This window comes from Methylobacterium sp. HMF5984 (assembly GCF_045033435.1).
In the GTDB taxonomy this organism is placed as follows: Bacteria; Pseudomonadota; Alphaproteobacteria; order Rhizobiales; family Beijerinckiaceae; genus Methylobacterium.
Genome location: NZ_JBJFLN010000001.1, coordinates 4185019 through 4203293, shown reverse-complemented (window position 1 = coordinate 4203293; position 18275 = coordinate 4185019). Strand labels below are relative to the sequence as shown.

The 18275-nt window shown below is 69.8% G+C and carries 18 protein-coding genes; 5 read left to right on the top strand and 13 right to left on the bottom strand.

All coding sequences use genetic code 11. The annotated features are described in order from the left end of the window. Nucleotides 1-58 precede the first annotated feature (58 nt). From pheT to rpmI, 6 genes are all read right to left on the bottom strand, one after another. Nucleotides 59-2479 carry a phenylalanine--tRNA ligase subunit beta gene (gene pheT, locus ACFZ8E_RS20435; RefSeq protein WP_405043658.1) on the bottom strand — a complete coding sequence of 807 codons (2421 nt, stop codon included), beginning with the start codon at nucleotides 2477-2479 and terminating at the stop codon, nucleotides 59-61. 16 nt (nucleotides 2480-2495) lie between these two features. Beyond that, nucleotides 2496-2981: a hypothetical protein gene (locus ACFZ8E_RS20430; protein ID WP_243949159.1), complete on the bottom strand. Its 486-nt coding sequence runs from the start codon at nucleotides 2979-2981 to the stop codon at nucleotides 2496-2498. After that, nucleotides 2981-3334 (bottom strand): hypothetical protein, encoded by a 354-nt coding sequence (locus ACFZ8E_RS20425; RefSeq protein ID WP_243933787.1) that lies wholly within the window; start codon nucleotides 3332-3334, stop codon nucleotides 2981-2983. Before ACFZ8E_RS20425 ends, ACFZ8E_RS20430 begins: the two co-directional genes overlap by 1 nt. Nucleotides 3335-3354: 20 nt before the next feature. After that, nucleotides 3355-4437 (bottom strand): phenylalanine--tRNA ligase subunit alpha, encoded by a 1083-nt coding sequence (gene pheS / locus ACFZ8E_RS20420; protein ID WP_147725893.1) that lies wholly within the window; start codon nucleotides 4435-4437, stop codon nucleotides 3355-3357. A 140-nt stretch (nucleotides 4438-4577) separates the two neighbouring features. Beyond that, the gene (gene rplT / locus ACFZ8E_RS20415) at nucleotides 4578-4955 is read right to left on the bottom strand and encodes a 50S ribosomal protein L20 (protein ID WP_147725894.1); all 378 of its coding nucleotides are present in this window, start codon (nucleotides 4953-4955) and stop codon (nucleotides 4578-4580) included. A gap of 48 nt (nucleotides 4956-5003) precedes the next feature. Next, complete coding sequence (gene rpmI / locus ACFZ8E_RS20410) at nucleotides 5004-5207, bottom strand: 50S ribosomal protein L35 (RefSeq protein WP_018044555.1); 204 nt, start codon at nucleotides 5205-5207, stop codon at nucleotides 5004-5006. Between the two features lie 538 nt (nucleotides 5208-5745). Between rpmI and ACFZ8E_RS20405 the strand changes: the two genes are divergently transcribed. Both ACFZ8E_RS20405 and ACFZ8E_RS20400 read left to right on the top strand, forming a co-directional pair. Further along, entirely contained in the window at nucleotides 5746-6879 is a 1134-nt protein-coding gene (locus ACFZ8E_RS20405) for a glycosyltransferase family 4 protein (RefSeq protein ID WP_244032955.1), read from the top strand. Nucleotides 6880-7103: 224 nt separating this feature from the next. After that, nucleotides 7104-9422 carry a glycogen debranching N-terminal domain-containing protein gene (locus ACFZ8E_RS20400; RefSeq protein ID WP_405044424.1) on the top strand — a complete coding sequence of 773 codons (2319 nt, stop codon included), beginning with the start codon at nucleotides 7104-7106 and terminating at the stop codon, nucleotides 9420-9422. Between the two features lie 55 nt (nucleotides 9423-9477). Here the strand turns inward: ACFZ8E_RS20400 and ACFZ8E_RS20395 are convergent, their stop codons facing one another. Continuing rightward, nucleotides 9478-9819, bottom strand: coding sequence for a PilZ domain-containing protein (locus ACFZ8E_RS20395; RefSeq protein ID WP_147859128.1), 342 nt, complete (start codon nucleotides 9817-9819; stop codon nucleotides 9478-9480). A gap of 186 nt (nucleotides 9820-10005) precedes the next feature. On the opposite strand from ACFZ8E_RS20395, the gene dapE reads away from it, so the two are divergent. After that, entirely contained in the window at nucleotides 10006-11202 is a 1197-nt protein-coding gene (gene dapE, locus ACFZ8E_RS20390; protein ID WP_243949151.1) for a succinyl-diaminopimelate desuccinylase, read from the top strand. On the opposite strand, the gene truA is transcribed toward dapE, so the two are convergent. From truA to recR, 4 genes are all read right to left on the bottom strand, one after another. Next, nucleotides 11157-11945, bottom strand: a complete 789-nt coding sequence (gene truA / locus ACFZ8E_RS20385; RefSeq protein ID WP_244032957.1) for a tRNA pseudouridine(38-40) synthase TruA — start codon at nucleotides 11943-11945, stop codon at nucleotides 11157-11159. The genes dapE and truA overlap by 46 nt on opposite strands. 109 nt (nucleotides 11946-12054) lie before the next feature. After that, nucleotides 12055-12984, bottom strand: a complete 930-nt coding sequence (gene fmt, locus ACFZ8E_RS20380) for a methionyl-tRNA formyltransferase (RefSeq protein WP_405043657.1) — start codon at nucleotides 12982-12984, stop codon at nucleotides 12055-12057. A 13-nt stretch (nucleotides 12985-12997) separates the two neighbouring features. Beyond that, nucleotides 12998-13513 (bottom strand): peptide deformylase, encoded by a 516-nt coding sequence (locus ACFZ8E_RS20375; protein ID WP_147859132.1) that lies wholly within the window; start codon nucleotides 13511-13513, stop codon nucleotides 12998-13000. Between the two features lie 104 nt (nucleotides 13514-13617). Next, on the bottom strand, nucleotides 13618-14223 hold the full coding sequence (gene recR / locus ACFZ8E_RS20370; protein ID WP_147730063.1) for a recombination mediator RecR: 606 nt from the start codon (nucleotides 14221-14223) through the stop codon (nucleotides 13618-13620). A 338-nt stretch (nucleotides 14224-14561) separates the two neighbouring features. Between recR and ACFZ8E_RS20365 the strand changes: the two genes are divergently transcribed. Continuing rightward, entirely contained in the window at nucleotides 14562-16181 is a 1620-nt protein-coding gene (locus ACFZ8E_RS20365) for a phosphoenolpyruvate carboxykinase (RefSeq protein WP_147726920.1), read from the top strand. A gap of 60 nt (nucleotides 16182-16241) precedes the next feature. Here the strand turns inward: ACFZ8E_RS20365 and ACFZ8E_RS20360 are convergent, their stop codons facing one another. Together ACFZ8E_RS20360 and ACFZ8E_RS20355 are read right to left on the bottom strand one after the other, a co-directional pair. Then, nucleotides 16242-17423: a pyridoxal phosphate-dependent aminotransferase gene (locus tag ACFZ8E_RS20360; RefSeq protein WP_405043656.1), complete on the bottom strand. Its 1182-nt coding sequence runs from the start codon at nucleotides 17421-17423 to the stop codon at nucleotides 16242-16244. A gap of 110 nt (nucleotides 17424-17533) precedes the next feature. Further along, the gene (locus tag ACFZ8E_RS20355) at nucleotides 17534-17725 is read right to left on the bottom strand and encodes a hypothetical protein (RefSeq protein WP_147726916.1); all 192 of its coding nucleotides are present in this window, start codon (nucleotides 17723-17725) and stop codon (nucleotides 17534-17536) included. A gap of 44 nt (nucleotides 17726-17769) precedes the next feature. On the opposite strand from ACFZ8E_RS20355, the gene ACFZ8E_RS20350 reads away from it, so the two are divergent. Continuing rightward, nucleotides 17770-18270, top strand: a complete 501-nt coding sequence (locus tag ACFZ8E_RS20350; protein ID WP_405043655.1) for a hypothetical protein — start codon at nucleotides 17770-17772, stop codon at nucleotides 18268-18270. Nucleotides 18271-18275: the final 5 nt, after the last annotated feature.

The window sequence follows — 18275 nt, the reverse complement described above, 5'->3', positions numbered from 1 at the left end:
GCGTGCCGATCGCGTCGCGTGCAGGTCGCGCGCCGGTATGGTCGTCGGGGCGCGGGGTTCAGCCGCGCAACGTCGCGCCGGTCTTGCGGCCGACCTCGGCGACGATCCGGGCGCTCACCGCCTCGATCTCCGCATCGGTCAGCGTCCGCTCCAGCGGCTGCAGCCGCACCGCGATCGCCACCGATTTCGAGCCGTCCGGGATGCCGGTGCCCTCGTAGACGTCGAACACGTCGACGCCGGTGACGAGCTTGCGCTCGGCGCCGGCCGCCGCCTTGACGATCTCGCCGGCGGCGACGTCGCGGCCGACGACGAAGGCGAAGTCGCGCGACAGCGGCTGGAAGTCCGAGAGCGTCGCCGCGCCCTTGGTCTTGGTCGGCTTCAGCTTCGGGGCCGGGATCGCGTCGAGGACGATCTCGAACGCCACCAGGGTGCCCTTGAGATCGAGCGCCTTCATCACCCGCGGATGCACCTCGCCGAAGAAGCCGACCGGGTTCTTCGGGCCGAACTGGAGCGTGCCCGAGCGGCCGGGATGCAGCCAGTCCGGGCCGCCCGCCACGACCTGGAGCCCGCCCGTCGGAACGCCGAGGGCGGCCAGCATCGCCATCGCGTCGGCCTTGGCCTGGAAGGCGTCCACGGTCGGCGCGGTGCCGTCCCAGTGGCGCCCGCCGCCCGCGAGGTTGGCCGTTCCCCGGCGCACGGCCGCGGCGCGGATGGTCTGTCCCTCCGGCGTGTCGTCGGCGAAGCACTGCCCGACCTCGAACAGGGCGGCATCGGGATAGCCGCGGTCGGCGTTGCGCTGCGCCGCGCGCAGCAGGCCCGGCACCAGGCTCGGCCGCATGTCGGAGAGTTCCGAGGCGATCGGGTTGGCCAGCACCAGGTCGGTGCCGCCGCCGCCGAACAGCACCGCGTCGTCGTGCGGGATGAACGACCACGTCACCGCTTCCATCAGGCCGCGGCTCGCCAGCGCGCGCTTGGCGCGGCGGGTGCGCTTCTGGATCAGCGTCAGCGTCGGGCGCGCGAGGCCGGCCAGCGGCGCCAGCGGCTTCGGCTCGATCCGGTCGAGGCCCGCGATGCGGATGATCTCCTCGACGAGGTCGGCCTCGCCCTCGATGTCGGGCCGCCACGACGGCGGCAGCACCTTCGCCCGGTCGCCGGTGCCGGAGACCTGGAAGCCGAGCGCCTCCAACGTGACGGTCATCTCGGCGCGGGACAGCTCGATCCCGGCCAGACGCCGCACTTCGGTCCAGGGGAAGTCGACGACGCGGTCGGTCTCGGGCATCGCGCCGGCGATCGTCGCCTCGGACGGGATCCCGCCGCAGAGGTCGAGGACGAGCTGCGTCGCGCGGTCGAGCCCGGGCAGCGTCGAGGCCGGGTCGACGCCGCGCTCGAAGCGGTAGCGCGCATCGGTGATCACGCCGAGCCGCCGTCCGGTCTGCGCGATGTTGGCCGGGTTCCACAGCGCCGATTCGATCAGCACGTCGGTGGTGGAGGCGTCGCAGCCCGAGGCCGCCCCGCCGATGATGCCGGCGATGGATTCGACGCCGTTGTCGTCGGCGATGACGACCATCTCGCCGCCGAGCGTGTGCTCGCGCCCATCGAGGCCCTTCAGGGTCTCGCCCTCGCGGGCGAGCCGGACGGTCAGGCCGCCGGCCACCTTGGCGGCGTCGAACACGTGCAGCGGCCGGCCCTGGTCGAAGGTCATGTAGTTGGTGATGTCGACCAGCGCGTTGATCGGGCGAAGGCCGATCGCACGCAGCCGCGCCTGCATCCAGTCCGGCGAGGACCCGTTGCGCACGCCGCGCACGCGGCGGAGGGCGAAGTGCGGGGCGAGGTCGCGCGCCGCCTCGGGAATGTCGAGGGCGACGGCGACCGGGCAGGGGTCTTCGCCGCGGATCCGCGGCTCGGCCAGGGGCTTCAGGGTACCGATGCCGGTGGCGGCGAGGTCGCGGGCGATGCCGTGGACCGAGGCGCAATCCGGGCGGTTCGGCGTCAGGTTGATCTCGATCACCGGATCGTCGAGCCCGGCCCACAGCGCGTAGGGCGTGCCCACCGGCGCGTCGGCCGGCAGCTCGAGGATGCCGTCGTGGTCGTCCCCGAGGCCGAGCTCGGCCCCCGAGCACAGCATGCCGCGGCTCTCGACGCCGCGGATGTTGCCCACCGAGAGGGTCATGTTCTTGCCCGGCACGTAGGTGCCCGGCGGCGCGAACACGCTGAGCAGGCCGGCGCGCGCGTTCGGCGCGCCGCAGACCACCTGGAGCGGCTGCCCGTCCCCGGCGTCGACGCTGCAGACCCTGAGCCGGTCGGCGTTGGGATGCTGCTCGGCGGTGAGGATCTTCGCCACCACGTAGGGCTTCAGCGCCGCCGCCTTGTCCTCGATGCCCTCGACCTCGAGCCCGATGCGGGTGAGCGTCTCGGCGATCACGTCGAGGGACGCCTCGGTGTCGAGGTGGTCCTTGAGCCAGGAGAGGGTAAATTTCATGTTTGAATGCTTCCGCTCAAGCCAGGCGGGGCTTCGCGATGAGGAGAACCGCAAGCTGCTTGCGATCGGATGTGGGCAATTGCTCGATGAGCGTGACGGTCTGAGCGGCGAGAGCGATCAATCGCAGCGTCTCGTCGTGACGGACCAGGAGTCCGGGCGGACTATAATCGGCGAGGTTTCGCGCTTCCTGTAGGTCGATGAAATTGTTGCCGATATCGACGATCTGCGGGCCGATTGCCAAGGCGCCTCGGCCTTTCAGGCGCTGCTTGGCAGCACCGTGGTCGAGCAGGCGGTAGACGGGCTCCACCAAGGTGTTCGGCTGCGTCCACCCGAGCAGCTCGCTCGCGCAGACGAAGCACAACGCATGGAACACGGCGTAGTAGGCACTGCTGACCGCTCGCCGATGCGCAGCCTTGCGCAGGTTGGGCCGACCGCGCGTCTCGGCAAGCCCGAAAGCGACGTCCAACAGATCGTAGACGATCGGGTTGCCCAGCCGCGGCATCAGCCGTGTCCCGGCAGTCGGTCCGGCGCACCTTTGCCGGCAATCCCGACGTCGTGGTGGTCCTCGTCGGAAACATCGTCGCCGAGGACTTCGTCTCCGGGATAGTCGTAGCGGATGTAGGGAAAACGGGTTTCTCCGCGATCCAGCAATCCCTGCCGGAGCCGCGATAGGGCCTTCGTCGATACGGCACCGTCGGTGACGCCCGCATCCGACTTGAAATGCGCGATCACCACGAGCGACGGTTCTCCGTCGTGATCGGACCCGGCGATCATGTCCGCGTGCTCGAAGCCGTGCGGCGCCAGAACGTCGCGAAGGATGTCGTTGGCGAGCGTCGTCAATTCCTGTTCGGTCATCGCTTCGACCTCGTGCGTTGTCACCCCGTCAGGCCGCCGATCAGGCTCGGCACGTCGAGCGGGCGGAAGCCGTAATGCTCGATCCAGCGCAGGTCGGCCTCGAAGAACGGCCGCAGGTCCGGCATGCCGTACTTGAGCATCGCGATGCGGTCGATGCCGACGCCGAAGGCGAAGCCCTGGACCTCGCTCGGGTCGAGGCCGCAATTCCGCAGCACGTTCGGGTGCACCATGCCGCAGCCGAGGATCTCGAGCCAGTCGGTGCCCTCGCCGAAGCGGATCTCGCCGCCCTTGCGCGAGCACTGGATATCGACCTCCGCCGAGGGCTCGGTGAAGGGGAAGAACGAGGGTCGGAAGCGCATCTTGACCGCGTCGACCTCGAAGAACGCCTTGCAGAACGCCTCGAGCACCCATTTCAGGTTGGCGATATTGGCCGCCTTGTCGATCACCAGCCCCTCGACCTGATGGAACATCGGCGTGTGGGTCTGGTCGGAATCGTGCCGGTAGGTCCGGCCCGGGATGATCACCCGGATCGGCGGCGTCTGCGACCGCATGGTGCGGATCTGGACCGGCGAGGTGTGTGTGCGCAGCACCTTGCGCTTGCCCTCGGCGTCGGGCGCCAGGAAGAAGGTGTCGTGCATCTCCCGCGCCGGATGCCCGGGCGGGAAGTTCAGCGCGGTGAAGTTCAGCTCGTCGGTCTCGATGTCCGGGCCTTCGGCGACCGAGAACCCCATGTCGGCGAAGATCGCGGTGATCTCGTCGATGACCTGGCTGATCGGGTGGATGCGGCCGCGGGACTCGGGCGCCTCGCGCAGCGGCAGGGTCACGTCGATGCGCTCGGCCGCGAGCCGCGCTTCGAGGGCCGCCTCGGCGAGCGCGTCGCGGCGCTGGGCGATCGCGCCCTGCACCCGGTCGCGCAGGCCGTTGATGAGCGGGCCGCGCTGCTTGCGCTCCTCCGGGCTCATCGCGCCCAGCGTCTTCAGCAACTCGGAGACGCTGCCCTTCTTGCCGAGCGCCGCGACGCGCAGGGCCTCGAGCGACGCCTCGTCGGCGGCGGCCGCGACCTGGGCGAGCAGGTCGCGTTCGAGGGTGTCGAGATCGGTCATCGCTGTCCCATCGCGTGCGGTTCACCGCCCGGCGCCGTCGGCGCGCAGGCTCGTGGTCACAGGGTGTGCGAACATGACGAAGGCGCGGCGCTCCCCGAGGGAGCCCCGCGCCTTTCGCCGGTTCGTCGCTCGGATGAGGCTCAGGCGGCCTTGGCGGACTGAGCGGGCAGGGCGGCCTTGGCCTTCTCGACCACGACGGCGAAGCTCGCCGGCTCGTGGATCGCGAGGTCGGACAGCGCCTTGCGGTCGACCGCGATGCCGGACTTCGCCAGGCCGTCGATGAAGCGCGAATAGGTCAGGCCGTGCTCGCGGACGGCAGCGTTCAGGCGCTGGATCCAGAGGGCGCGGAACGTGCGCTTCTTGTTCTTGCGGTCGCGGTAGGCATACTGCATGCCCTTCTCGACCGCCTGCTTGGCGATGCGGATCGTGTTCTTGCGCCGGCCGTAATAGCCACGGGCGGCCTTGAGGACTTTCTTGTGCTTGGCGTGACTGGTCACGCCGCGTTTGACGCGGGCCATGGTGTATCTCCTGGATCGAAAAAAGCAGTCTCGGCGGTCGTGAAGGGCTTACCGGCTGTTGGGCAGGAAGTACTTCTTCACGTTGGCGGCATCGCCCTCGAACAGGGTGGTGGTGCCGCGCAGGTTGCGGATCTGCTTCGTCGTCCGCTTGATCATCCCGTGGCGCTTGCCGGCCTGGGCGTACATGACCTTGCCGGTCCCGGTGATCTTGAAGCGCTTCTTGGCGCCCGATTTGGTCTTCAGCTTGGGCATTTGGCTCTCCGCTGCGCGAAACCCCAGCCGTCCGACGATGGCCGGAGGGGTGCGCTCGATGGATGCTTCTGGTGGAGCAGCATGAACCGCCACGGCAGCCCTAACCGGCCGGGCGGTTCCACGCGGGGCGGCTTATGGCAGAAACCGCGCGCCGCTTCAATGCCCGGCGCCCCAACGGGTCCGTCCCGTCGGCCCGCAGCACCCGGAGCCCGCTGCGCTCGCCTCCGGCTCGGTCGCGTGAGAGAGGCGCCCGATCGTCGGCTTCGCTGCAGGAGGAGGCCGTCGACCGCGTTCGAAGCCCGCGTGTCGCCGGCCTTTCGTCCTGCGCTCGAAACGCTCACCTCAGTACCGGATCCTCGCGAGCCGAGGGCGCGCGACCGGTCGTCGAGGATACCGGGGACAAGTCCCGGCGATGACGACGAAGCGCTGCCTTTGCACCGCACAAGGAACCATAACCTTGGCCGTGGGTTTCGTTCATGTCCCACTCAGCCCGGGTCGGGTTAGATCCCCGAAACGCAGGCTACTCAGGAGACCTTTCGTGCGCATTGCCCAGATCGCCCCGCTCTCGGAAGCCGTACCGCCCAAGTTCTACGGCGGCACAGAGCGCGTCGTCAGCTGGATCACCGAAGAACTGGTCCGCCAGGGCCACGACGTCACCTTGTTCGCGAGCGGCGATTCCGAGACGTCCGCCAAGCTCGCGGCCTGCACGCCCGAAGGTCTGCGTCTTCTGGGCTATCGCGATCATACCGCGAGCCATCTCGCGATGCTGCACCAGGTTCATCGTCGGGCGCACGAGTTCGACATCCTGCATTTTCACATCGATCTGCTTCAGTATCCCATGTTCGAGGATCTGAACCACAAGTGCATCACCACGATGCACGGCCGCCTCGACGTGCCGGACTTCATGCCCGTCTACAAGACCTTCACCGGGATGCCGCTGGTGTCGATCTCCGACAACCAGCGCGAGCCGATGCCGCCGAACGTCAACTGGCTGTCGACGATCCATCACGGCCTGCCGGCCCAGAACTGCCCGTATTCCCCCGAGGCCAAGGGCGGCTACCTCGCCTTCCTCGGCCGCATCTCGCCGGAGAAGCGCCCGGACCGCGCCATCGAGATGGCGATCCGCTCCGGCACGCCGCTGAAGATCGCCGCCAAGGTCGACAAGGCCGATCAGGATTACTGGGACGAGGTCATCGAGCCGATGATCCACCACCCGCTGATCGAGTATATCGGCGAGATCAACGAGGAGCAGAAGAAGGAATTCCTCGGCAACGCCCTGGCGCTCGCCTTCCCGATCGACTGGCCGGAGCCCTTCGGCCTGGTGATGATCGAGGCGATGTCGGCCGGTACCCCGGTGATCGCCTTCCGCAACGGCTCCGTGCCGGAGGTGATCGCCGACGGCGTCAGCGGCGTGCTGTGCGAGACGATGGACGACGCGGTCGCCGCGGTGGCCAAGGTCAAGACCATGAGCCGCGCCGGCGTCCGCCGCCACTTCGAGAGCGCGTTCACCGCCGAGTGCATGGTCAAGAAGTACGTCGCGGCCTACGAGGAACTGCTCGCCGCCCGCGATTCGGTGATCGCCCTGCCGACCGCCTCCGCCTTCGCCCCGCATTACGGCGAGATGAACGGCTCGGCCCGCCCGGCGATCTCGATCGCCGCGATGCCGGCCTGATCCGGTCGCGGCGGGCCTCGCCCGCCGCCGCATCCGGCACTCGGCTTGCAAGGGCCGCCCAAGGGCCGTCAGCGGCGCGGGCAGGGTTTTCTCCGTCCTCGCCCCGTCGTACAAACGGCTCAATCAGACGGTCACCAGGGCCGCCGCATCGCAAAGGCGCGATCCGGCGGCCCTTTCGATTCGCATTCCAGGATGCGCGGAGCAGGTCACGCATGGCGGACACGATGACGGCAAAGGCACAGCCCGGCAGCGAGGCGCAGCAGAAGATTCCGCGCGGCTTCCAGGATGCCGACGAGCTCCTTCCGCAGTACCACATCGAGGCGCAGACCTCGCTGGTGGACCGGCCGCTGCGCTCGCTCAAGTTCGGCGAGGCCTTCGCCGTGCTGGATTCGTTCGGCGACATCGGCGTGCAGCCCGGCCCGGAAGGCCTGTACTTTCAGGATACGCGCTACCTGTCGCGCCTGCACTTCACCATCGAGGGCCAGCGCCCGCTGATGCTGTCCTCGGTGATGCAGGACGACAACGGCGCGCTCTCGGTCGACATGACGACCCCCGACATCCGCCTCGACGGCGGCGACGAGATTACGCTGGCGCGCGAGATCATCGCGATCGAGCGCACGAAATTTCTGTTCCGCGGCGCCTGCTACGACCGGATCGGCCTGCGCTCCTACGATTCCCGCCAGCGCACCCTGCGCATCGAGGTGACGTTCGATGCCGATTACCGCGACCTGTTCGAGGTCCGCGGCACGGCGCGCACCAGCCGCGGCAAGCGCGCGGTGCAGGTCGCGAGCGACCAGGAGGTGCAGTTCCGCTACGTCGGCCTCGACGAGATCGTGCGCACCACCGCCCTGCATTTCGGGCCCAAGCCGAAGCTGCTCGAGCCCGGCCGTGCCGTCTTCGAGGTGACGCTGGCGCCCGAGGGCCGCGCCTCGCTGTTCGTCCGCGTGGTGTGCGAGGCGCATCGCGCCTTCACCAGCGCGCCGTCCGCCGAGAAGACCGGCGAGGATGCCGCCGCCGCGCTCTCGCTCGCCTCGGGCAGCACCGCGGTGCGGCCGCCGAAGGGCCTCTACGAAGGCATGGTCTTCGCCCGCGCCTACCGCGACGCGCGGCGCGACCTGCGCGAGCTGACCGCCGGCATCACCACGATCATCTCGTCGAACGACCAATTCAACGAGGCCGCCTGCCGCGCCACCGCCGACCTCTACATGCTGGCGAGCCGGACGCCCGAGGGCATCTACCCGTTCGCCGGCATCCCCTGGTACTCCACGGTGTTCGGGCGCGACGGCATCATCACCGCGATGATGGCGCTGTGGATCGATCCGAAGTTCGCCAAGGGCGTGCTGCGCTACCTCGCGGTGACGCAGGCCAAGACCGTCGATCCGGCCGCCGACGCGCAGCCTGGCAAGGTGCTGCACGAGACCCGCCGCGGCGAGATGGCGATGCTCGGCGAGGTGCCGTTCCGGCACTATTACGGCACCATCGACGGCACGCCGCTCTTCGTGATGTTGGCCTGGGACTATTACGCCGTCACCGGCGACCGCGAGACCATCACCCGGATCTGGCCCGCGCTCGAGCTCGCGCTGGCCTGGATGAACGAGTACGGCGACCGCGACGGCGACGGCTTCGTCGAGTACGCCCGCGACACCGACAAGGGGCTGGAGAACCAGGGCTGGAAGGACAGCCACGATTCGATCTTCCACACCGACGGGCACCTGGCCAAGGGCCCGATCGCGCTGTGCGAGGTCCAGGGCTACGTCTACGCCGCCAAGAACGGCATGGCCAAGCTCGCTGCGATGCTCGGTCACGACGCCATGGCCGAGAGCCTGACGCTCGAGGCGAACGACCTGCGCGAAAAGTTCGACGCCGCGTTCTGGAACGCCGAGATCGGCACCTACGCGCTGGCGCTCGACGGCGAGAAGCGCCAATGCGCCGTGCGCTCGTCCAATGCGGGCCACGCCCTGTTCACCGGCATCGCCAAGCCCGAGCGGGCGGCGCAGGTGGCGGCGACGCTGCTGTCGAAGGACGGCTTCAACGGCTGGGGCGTGCGCACGATCGCCCGCGGCGAGGCGCGCTACAACCCGATGTCGTACCACAACGGCTCGATCTGGCCGCACGACAACGCGATCATCGCGATGGGGCTCGCCCGCTACGACCTGAAGCACGAGGCCGCGCGCATCTTCCAGGGCATGTTCGAGACCGCCTTGTACCAGGACCAGAAGCGGTTGCCGGAGCTGTTCTGCGGCTTCATGCGCCGGCGCCAGCGCGGGCCGGTCTCCTACCCGGTGGCGTGCAGCCCGCAGGCCTGGGCCGCGGCGGCGCCGTTCGCCTTCCTCTCGGCCTGCCTCGGGCTGGAGCTCGACCACGCGCGCAACCGCGTCCGCCTGCGCAACCCGATCCTGCCGGCGTTCCTCGACGGGGTCTCGCTCTACAACGTGCGCCTGGGCGATTCGCGGGTCGACCTGCGGTTCCAACGCCACGGCAGCGACGTCACCGTCAGCGTCACGCGTCGCCTCGGCGACGCACAGGTGGCGGTGCTGAAGTAGCCGCCGCGCGCGGGTCTCGGAGCGCGAGGCGGCGGTCGCCTCGCGCAGCCGCGCATCACTCCGGATGCGGCTCGCCGTCGGGCTTTGGAAGCGTCAGCACCACGCCGGCGAAGTCTCCGCGCTGCCACTTGCGTGCGACCGGATAGGCATGGTCGTACCCGGGCACGGTGAGGGCGAAGCCCGGCGGCAGGCGATGGCGGCGCGAGATCGCGAGCTTCGCGCCCGCGACCGACATGTCGCGGATCACGCAGGCATGGGTCGTCCCGTCGGGACAGGTGATCGTCGCCGGGATCATCACCGTGTGGCGGCCCCCGCCCGATCGCTTCTCCGGCGGAGGCTCCATCAGACTGAGATGGTTGCGGGAAGCGGCGAGCTCGGACCACGCCTTCGCAACCATGCCGCGATGCTCCTATCCTGCCGCGGCCCTTGCGGTGCGGTGCCTGTTCCTGCTCCGGGTTGTCGTAAGCTCGGTTTCTCAAGAAGGGTTGAAGATGCAGCCGCCGTCCTCCCCCATCGCGCCGACGGATCCACACCGTCACGGTAGCTCCACGGGCGAGGCCTCGGTGATCGTTGAGGTGTCGGCGTGAGCGCCGAGGCGAGCCCGCTCGACCTGGCGCAGGCGCTGCTGCGCTGCCCCTCGGTGACCCCGGAGGAGGGCGGGGCGCTCGCGCTGCTCGACCGGATCCTCACCGCGGCCGGGTTTGCCGTCTCGCGCCCGGTCTTTTCCGAGTCCGGCACGCCGGACGTCGAGAACCTCTATGCCCGGATCGGCACCGGCGCGCCCTGCCTGCTGTTTGCCGGCCATACCGACGTGGTGCCGCCGGGAGACGCCGCCGCGTGGCGGAGCGGCCCGTTCGCGGGCGCGGTCGCCGACGGCGTTCTCTACGGGCGCGGCGCCGTGGACATGAAGGGCGGCATCGCCTGCATGCTCGCCGCCACACTCCGGTTCCTGCAGGCGCGCGGCTCGGGTCTTCACGGCTCGATCGCCTTCCTGATCACCGGCGACGAGGAGGGACCGGCGGTCAACGGGACCGTCAAGCTGCTCGACTGGGCGAAGGCCCGGGGCGAGCGCTTCGACCATTGCCTGCTCGGCGAGCCGACGAACCCGAGCACCCTGGGCGAGATGATCAAGATCGGGCGGCGCGGCTCGCTCACCGGCAAGCTCACCGTCCACGGGCGGCAGGGCCACGTCGCCTACCCGCACCGGGCCGAGAACCCGATCCCGGGCATGCTGCGCCTCGCCTCGGCGCTGGCCGCGGACCCGCTCGACGGCGGCACCGCGCATTTCGACGCCTCGAACCTCGAGTTCACGACGATCGACGTCGGCAACCCCGCGACCAACGTCATCCCGGCCGACGCGCGGGCGGTGTTCAACATCCGCTTCAACGAGGGATGGGACGCGCAGACGCTCGCCGCCGAGATCCGCCGCCGCCTCGACGCGGCCGCCGGCGGCACGGTCCGCTACGCCCTCGACCTCGCGCCCTCGAACTCTCCGGCCTTCCTGACCCAGCCCGACGCCTTCGTCGCGCTCGTCTCCGACGCGATCGAGGCCGAGACCGGGCTGCGCCCGAAGCTCTCGACCACCGGCGGCACCTCGGACGCGCGCTTCATCAAGGATTTCTGCCCGGTCATCGAGTTCGGCCTCGTCGGCGAGACCATGCATCAGGTCGACGAGTGCGTGCCGGTCGCCGACCTCGACCGCCTGACGGCGATCTACGGCCGGATGCTCGACGCCTACTTCCCGGCGTCGGGCCAGACGGGTGGGCCCTCGGCGGGATAATCCACGCCGACGAAGCACAGCCCGCAGGCGGGCGCCATCGGGCCGCAGCGGCTGCGGTCGCGCGAGGCCAGGATGTCGGCGACGCCGGCCGCATCGAGGCGTCCGCTTCCGGCGAGCATCAGCGTGCCGACCATGCTGCGGACCTGATGGTGCAGGAAGGAGCGGGCGTGGGTCTCGACCACGATCTCCTCCATCGATCCCATCGCACGGCGGGTGACATCGAGGCGGTCGAGGGTGCGCACCGGGCTGTTGGCCTGGCACTCGGCGGCGCGGAAGGCGGTGAAGTCGTGCAGGCCGAGCAGGCTCTGCCCGGCCGCGTGCATCGCCGCCGCATCGAGCGCCCAGGGCACGTGCCAGACCTGGCCGCCGGTGAAGGTCGGCGGGCTGCGCCGGTCGAGGATGCGGTAGCGATAGTGCCGCCGGATCGCCCAATGCCGCGCGTTGAAGTCGGGGGGGACGATCTCCGCCGAGAGGATCGAGACCGGCACCCGGCGTAGATGCGCGTTCAGCGCGTCGCGCACCACGTCCGTCCGCCACGCCTTGGCGAGATCGAGATGGGCGACCTGATGCGTCGCGTGCACGCCGGAATCGGTGCGCCCGGCGCAGGTCAGCCCCTGCGTCTCGCCCGAGAACCGCGTCACCGCCGTCTCGATCGCGCCCTGCACGCTCGGCGCGTCGGCCTGCCGCTGCCAACCACGGAAGGGCGCGCCGTCGTACTCGATGACGAGCTTGTAGCGCGGCATCAGGGTCGTCTCTGCGGGTGAGCGGAGGACGCGCCTTTCCCTCCCCCCCTGCGGCGCAGGGTACCTTCCCCCGCAGAAGGGGGAGGGAACGGGCGGTTGTCGATTTCCCTCATCCGAAACGCGCGCCGGCAATCACCCGCGCCCCGCGCAGGAACTCCGCGCCGCTGGCGCTGCCGCTCTTTCCGGCGCGTCGGACCTCCAGGATCCGCACGGCGCCCGAGCCGCAGGCGACCGTGGCGTCGGCGTCGAGGAGCGTTCCGGCGACGCCCGATCCGGTGGCGGGCAGAGCCCGCAGCACCTTCACCCGCTCGGCGCCCTTCCCGAGGTCCACCTCGAAGTAAGCGCCCGGGAACGGGCTCAGCCCGTTGATCTGCGCCGCGACCGCGGCGGCATCCCGGGCCCAGTCGATCCGCGCCTCGTCGTTGGTGATCTTCCTGGCGTAGAGCACGCCGTCCTCGTCCTGCGGCCGGAAGGTCAGGGTGCCGGCGTCGAGCTCCTGCAGAGCTTGCGCCATCAGGTCGGCGCCCGCCGGCATCAGCGCGTCGTGCAGGTCGCCCGTGGTCATGCCGGGGCGGATCGGGATGCGGGCTTCCAGCGCCACCGGCCCGGTGTCGAGGCCGGCTTCCATCCGCATCACGCCGACGCCGCTCATCCCGTCGCCCGCCATCACCGCGCGGTGGATCGGCGCCGCCCCGCGCCAGCGCGGCAGCAGCGAGCCGTGCAGGTTGAGGCAGCCGTGGCGCGGCGCGTCGAGGATCGCCTGCGGCAGAAGCATGCCGTAGGCGACGACGACGGCGACGTCGGCCCGGTGGCGCGCGAAGGTCTCGGCGGCCTCGGCGTCCTTGAGGGTCGACGGGGTCAGGACCGGCAGGCCGAGCCGGTCCGCGAGCGCATGGACGGGGGAGGGGCGCAGCGCCATGCCGCGCCCGGCCTTCGCCGGCGCGCGGGTGTAGACCGCCGCGATGGCGTGGCCGTCCTCGGAAAGACGCGCGAGCGTCGGCACCGCGAAATCCGGGGTGCCCATGAAGACGACGCGCATGTCCGGTGTCCGATCAGGCCGCGTCGCGCTTGGCCGCCTTGGTGAACTTCTTCACGATCCGGTCGCGCTTGAGCTTCGACAGGTGATCGATGAACAGCACGCCGTTGAGGTGGTCGATCTCGTGCTGGATGCAGGTGGCGAGCAGGCCGGACGCCTCGATCTCCTGCACCGCCCCGTCGAGGTCGCGGAACCGCACCCGCACCTTGTCCGGCCGCGTGACCTCGCCGTAGACCTCCGGGATCGAGAGGCACCCCTCGTCGTAGACCCGCGTCTCCTCGGAGGCCCAGACGATCTCGGGATCGAGGAAGATCTGCGGGTTGCGCACGCCCTCCTCCTTGGAGGTGTCGATGGTCACCATCCGCTTCGTCACGCCGATCTGGATCGCCGCGAGGCCGACGCCGGGCGCGTCGTACATCGTCTCGAGCATGTCGTCGGCGAGGGTGCGGATCTCCTTCGTCACGGGGCCGACCGGCTCCGACGGCAGGCGCAGGCGCGCATCGGGCAGGATCACGAGGGGACGGATCGTCATGGCTCGACCGGGTGACGGGGCAGGTGGCGGGGCGGGCGTGTCGCCGGAATAGGATGCGGGGGGAGGGCGGTCAAATGCCCGCGCCGCCGCCGCCGCGGCAGGTCCTAGAACGCCGTGCGGCTGCGGATCGCCGCCGTCAGCGTGCCCTCGTCGAGATAGTCGAGCTCGCCGCCGACCGGCACGCCGTGGGCGAGCCGCGTCACCGTCAGGCCGAGGTCCTTGATCGCGTCGGTGACGTAGTGGGCCGTGGTCTGCCCGTCGACCGTGGCGTTCAGCGCGATGATGATCTCCTTCACCTCCGGCCGGGCCGCCCGCTCCACGAGGCTGGCGATGTTGAGGTGCTCGGGCCGGACCCCGTCGAGGGCCGAGAGCACGCCGCCGAGCACGTGGTAGCGCGCCTGCACCGCGCCCGAGCGTTCCAGCGCCCAGAGATCGGACACGTCCTCGACCACGACCAGCAGCGTCGGATCGCGCGACGGGTCGCTGCAGATCGTGCACGGATCGCAGGTGTCGACGTTTCCGCATTCGCGGCAGACGACGATGCGCTCGACCGCGACCCGCATGGCGTCGGCCAGCGGCGCGAGCAGCGTGTCCCGCTTCTTGATGAGCTGCAGGGCCGCCCGCCGGGCGGAGCGGGGCCCTAGGCCCGGCATCCGCGCGAGCAGCTGGATCAGGCGCTCGATCTCGGGGCCGGCGACGGCTTGCGGCATGAACGGTTCGTTTTCCTGGGCGGGGCCGGGTCGGGGCGGGGGCGCCCATGCGATACCGCCGAACGCGGCCGGGATGAAGGCGGCGTGGGGTCCCACGCGGCGGCGATGCGATGCGCTCGGGTGAACGGTTTCCGGCCCCCTGACAAGCGGCCCTCGTCTGTCCCCCCACCGCCCTTCGTCCAAGTTGACGGCGAAAGCTTGCCGCCTATCCAAGACGAGCCGGGAGCGGCGAACCTGCGTGCGGCGGTCCTGTACGACCGCACGGACGCTCCCATGATCCGGCGCCTGGCGCGCCCGGAGCAGCGACACGGCGCGAGCAGGGGCCCGGGAGAGAGACCTTGAGCAACATCGGCGATCATAACGCGGCCCACGGCGCGGAGGCGATCGGCCTGCGCAACCTGAAGGCCGTGCACTGGAACCTCGAGGCCCCGCGCCTCTACGAGGAATCCCTCGCCCGCGGCGAGAGCCGCCTGGCGCGCGGCGGCGCGCTGGTGGCCACCACCGGCAGCCATACCGGGCGCTCGCCCAAGGACAAGTTCGTGGTGCGCGACGCGAGCACCGAGAACGAGATCTGGTGGGAGAACAACGGCGCGATCACGCCCGACCAGTTTGGCGCCCTGCTCGCCGACTTCCAGGCCCACGCCGAAGGCCGCGAGCTGTTCGCGCAGGACCTCTACGGCGGCGCCGACCCGGCGCACCGGGTGAAGGCGCGGGTGTTCTCGGAATTCGCCTGGCATTCGCTCTTCATCCGCAACCTGCTGATCCGGCCGCCGCGCGCCGAGATCGCGGCCTACGTCCCGGACATGACGATCATCGACCTGCCGAGCTTCCAGGCCGACCCGGCCCGCCACGGCTGCCGGTCGAAGACCGTCATCGCCATCGACTTCACCCGCAGGATCGTGCTGATCGGCGGCTCGGCCTATGCCGGCGAGATGAAGAAGTCGGTCTTCACCTACCTGAACTACATCCTGCCGGGCGCCGGGGTGATGCCGATGCACTGCTCGGCCAACGCCGCCCTCGACGCCGAAGGCGGCTCGGCGATCTTCTTCGGGCTGTCGGGCACCGGCAAGACCACGCTCTCCAACGATTCCTCGCGCAAGCTGCTCGGCGACGACGAGCACGGCTGGAGTTCGGACGGGATCTTCAACTTCGAGGGCGGCTGCTACGCCAAGACCATCCGGCTCTCGCGCAACGCCGAGCCCGAGATCTACGCCACCACCGAGCGCTTCGGCACGGTGATGGAGAACGTGGTGATCGACCCCGAGACCCGGATTCCGGATTTCGATGACGCCTCGCTCACCGAGAACACCCGCTGCGCCTACCCGCTCGACTTCATCGCCAACGCCAGCGACACCGGCCGGGCCGGGCACCCGAAGAACATCGTGATGCTGACCTGCGACGCGTTCGGCGTGATGCCGCCGATCGCCAAGCTCACCGGTGCGGAGGCGATGTACCACTTCCTCTCCGGCTACACCGCCAAGGTCGCCGGCACCGAGCGCGGGCTGACCGGGCCCGAGGCGACGTTCTCGACCTGCTTCGGCGCGCCGTTCATGCCGCGCCACCCGAGCACCTACGGCAACCTGCTGCGCGACCTCATCGCCCGGCACGACGTCGATTGCTGGCTCGTCAACACCGGCTGGACCGGCGGCGGCGTCGGCACCGGGCGGCGGATGCCGATCCGCGTCACCCGCCGGCTGCTCACGGCGGCGCTCGACGGCTCGCTGTCGAAGACCGAGTTCCGGCGCGACCCGTATTTCGGCTTCGCGGTGCCGGTCTCGGTGCCCGGCGTCGAGCCGCACATCCTCCAGCCGGTGAAGACCTGGGCCAACAAGGCCGCCTTCGCCGAGACGGCGAACCGGCTCGTCGGCATGTTCAAGGAGAACTTCAAGCGCTTCGAGCAGCACGTCGACGCGGACGTGCGCGCGGCCGAGCCGAATGCGCAGGCGATGGCAGCCTGAGGGGCTCGGGTCTTCCCTCCCCCTTGCGGGGGAGGGAAAGGTACGCGTCCGACCGTCGCCTCAGCCCGGCTTGCGCTCGCTCAGGAACGTCTTCATCCGCTCGAGCGCGCGCAGGATGTTCTCGGCCGAGTTGGCGTAGGACAGGCGGATGTAGCCCTCGCCGTGCACGCCGAAATCCGGGCCGCCGATGACGGCGACGCCGGCCTCCTCCAGCAGGGTCGAGGCCAGGGCCTTGGCCTTCCAGCCGGTGCGGCCGACGTTCGGGAACGCGTAGAACGCGCCCTTCGGCACGATGCAGGAGACGCCGGGCAGGTCGTTGAGGCCGTCGACCACGATCGTCCGCCGCCGGTCGAACTCGGCGACCATCTCGGCCACGCAATCCTGCGACCCGTCGAGCGCGGCGATGCCGGCCCACTGCGTCGCCGCGTTGACGCAGGAATGGGCGTTGACCGCGAGCTTGCGCGCCGCCTCGTAGAGCGGCTTCGGCCAGACCGACCAGCCGAGCCGCCAACCGGTCATCGCGTAGGTCTTCGAGGCGCCGTCGAGATAGATCAGCCGGTCGCGGATCGCATCGTACTTGAGCAGCGAGTGATGCGCCTGCCCGTCGTAGGTCATGGTGCCGTAGATCTCGTCCGACATCACCGCCACGCCGGGGTGGTCGGCGAGCCCCTTCACCAGGGCGTCGATCTCGGCCTTCGGGGTCACGCCGCCGGTCGGGTTCGCTGGCGAGTTGACGATGAGCAGCCGGGTCCGCGGCGTGATCAGCTCCAGGGTCTCCTCGGCCGAGAAGGCGAAGCCGTTGCCCTCGCGGATCGGCACCGGGACCGGCGTCGCGCCGGTGAACTCGATCATCGAGCGGTAGATCGGGAAGCCGGGGTCGGGATAGAGGATCTCGGCGCCGGGCTCGCCGAACATCAGGATCGCCATGAACATGGTGACCTTGCCGCCGGGCACGATCATCACGCTTTCGGGTGAGACCTCGACGCCGTGGCGCCGGTGGATGTCGCGGGCGACCGCCTCGCGCAAGGGAAGGATGCCGGTGGCCGGCGTGTAGCCGTGATGGCCGTCGCGCAGCGCCTGGATGCCGGCCTCGACGATGTGGGCCGGGGTCGGCATGTCGGGCTGGCCGATGCCGAGATTGATGACGTCGCGCCCCTGGGCCGCCAGCGCGTTGGCCCGCGCGAGAACGGCGAAGGCGTTCTCCTCGCCGATGCGTCCGAAGGCCGGAACGATCTGCATCATGGAAACGCCCTCGTGATTCGCGCAGCCGAGCCTCGCGATTGCCCGGCGCGTCGTCCTGCCCGGAACGAAGCCTGCTCCCTGCACGCCGCGTGCCGGGAGGGACGCAGCGCTCAGTTCTTGGAGCGCTCGGCCAGCTTGCTCGCGCCGAACGACAGTGCCACGGCGATGACGGCCAGGATCACGAAGGTCTTCACCGACGCGTAGAACAGGGCCGGCTCGATGCCGGTGTCGGTGTAGAGCACGAGGCCGATCGCGGCGAGCGGCAGCGAGATCAGGATGAAGAGCGGAACGAGCGGGTTCATGAACGGCACTCAGGTCGTGCGGGGCTGCGGCGCAGCCCTCGCGCTTGGACGGATCGCTCGTCCTTAGCATCCCGGCGTGGCCGTGGGGACACCCGGCGCACCGTTTTTTTGCCGCGCGATCGAGCCCGGCTGCAGTTCCGATCGACAAATATCGGCGGGGTAGCAACGCGGACATTTTTACGAGATCGATCGGCGTTGCTAAGAAAGACGCAAGTCTCGGCGTCTATGTTCGCCCCTATCAAAGGGAAACCGAATTGATGCGCTCACCTGTGTCGAAGCCGCGCTCGATCATGTCGGATCGCGCGCAGATTGACGCGCTGGTGCTGCAGATCGGCAGGCTGGTCCGTCATCGCGGCTACGTCCGTACGAACGTCGCCAGCGCGATGCTGCTCAAATATCTTCCCTCCGACGCCGGGTACGACTGGAGGGGCGAGGCAGGATTGCAGGTCCGTTTCCACGAGGCCGGCCTGGACCTGAAGACCCTGGAATACCTCCTCACGAGCGCCCGTCTCGAGATCACGCACATCCAGGAACGCGCCCGCTGACGAGC

What these genes read in the sequence shown, in the direction of transcription:
- pheT (WP_405043658.1), bottom strand. Translation starts at nt 2,479, where the DNA reads ATGAAATTTACCCTCTCCTGGCTCAAGGACCACCTCGACACCGAGGCG.
- ACFZ8E_RS20430 (WP_243949159.1), bottom strand. Translation starts at nt 2,981, where the DNA reads ATGCCGCGGCTGGGCAACCCGATCGTCTACGATCTGTTGGACGTCGCT.
- ACFZ8E_RS20425 (WP_243933787.1), bottom strand. Translation starts at nt 3,334, where the DNA reads ATGACCGAACAGGAATTGACGACGCTCGCCAACGACATCCTTCGCGAC.
- pheS (WP_147725893.1), bottom strand. Translation starts at nt 4,437, where the DNA reads ATGACCGATCTCGACACCCTCGAACGCGACCTGCTCGCCCAGGTCGCG.
- rplT (WP_147725894.1), bottom strand. Translation starts at nt 4,955, where the DNA reads ATGGCCCGCGTCAAACGCGGCGTGACCAGTCACGCCAAGCACAAGAAA.
- rpmI (WP_018044555.1), bottom strand. Translation starts at nt 5,207, where the DNA reads ATGCCCAAGCTGAAGACCAAATCGGGCGCCAAGAAGCGCTTCAAGATC.
- ACFZ8E_RS20400 (WP_405044424.1), top strand. Translation starts at nt 7,104, where the DNA reads ATGACGGCAAAGGCACAGCCCGGCAGCGAGGCGCAGCAGAAGATTCCG.
- ACFZ8E_RS20395 (WP_147859128.1), bottom strand. Translation starts at nt 9,819, where the DNA reads ATGGTTGCGAAGGCGTGGTCCGAGCTCGCCGCTTCCCGCAACCATCTC.
- truA (WP_244032957.1), bottom strand. Translation starts at nt 11,945, where the DNA reads ATGCCGCGCTACAAGCTCGTCATCGAGTACGACGGCGCGCCCTTCCGT.
- fmt (WP_405043657.1), bottom strand. Translation starts at nt 12,984, where the DNA reads ATGCGCGTCGTCTTCATGGGCACCCCGGATTTCGCGGTGCCGACGCTC.
- ACFZ8E_RS20375 (WP_147859132.1), bottom strand. Translation starts at nt 13,513, where the DNA reads ATGACGATCCGTCCCCTCGTGATCCTGCCCGATGCGCGCCTGCGCCTG.
- recR (WP_147730063.1), bottom strand. Translation starts at nt 14,223, where the DNA reads ATGCCGCAAGCCGTCGCCGGCCCCGAGATCGAGCGCCTGATCCAGCTG.
- ACFZ8E_RS20360 (WP_405043656.1), bottom strand. Translation starts at nt 17,423, where the DNA reads ATGATGCAGATCGTTCCGGCCTTCGGACGCATCGGCGAGGAGAACGCC.
- ACFZ8E_RS20355 (WP_147726916.1), bottom strand. Translation starts at nt 17,725, where the DNA reads ATGAACCCGCTCGTTCCGCTCTTCATCCTGATCTCGCTGCCGCTCGCC.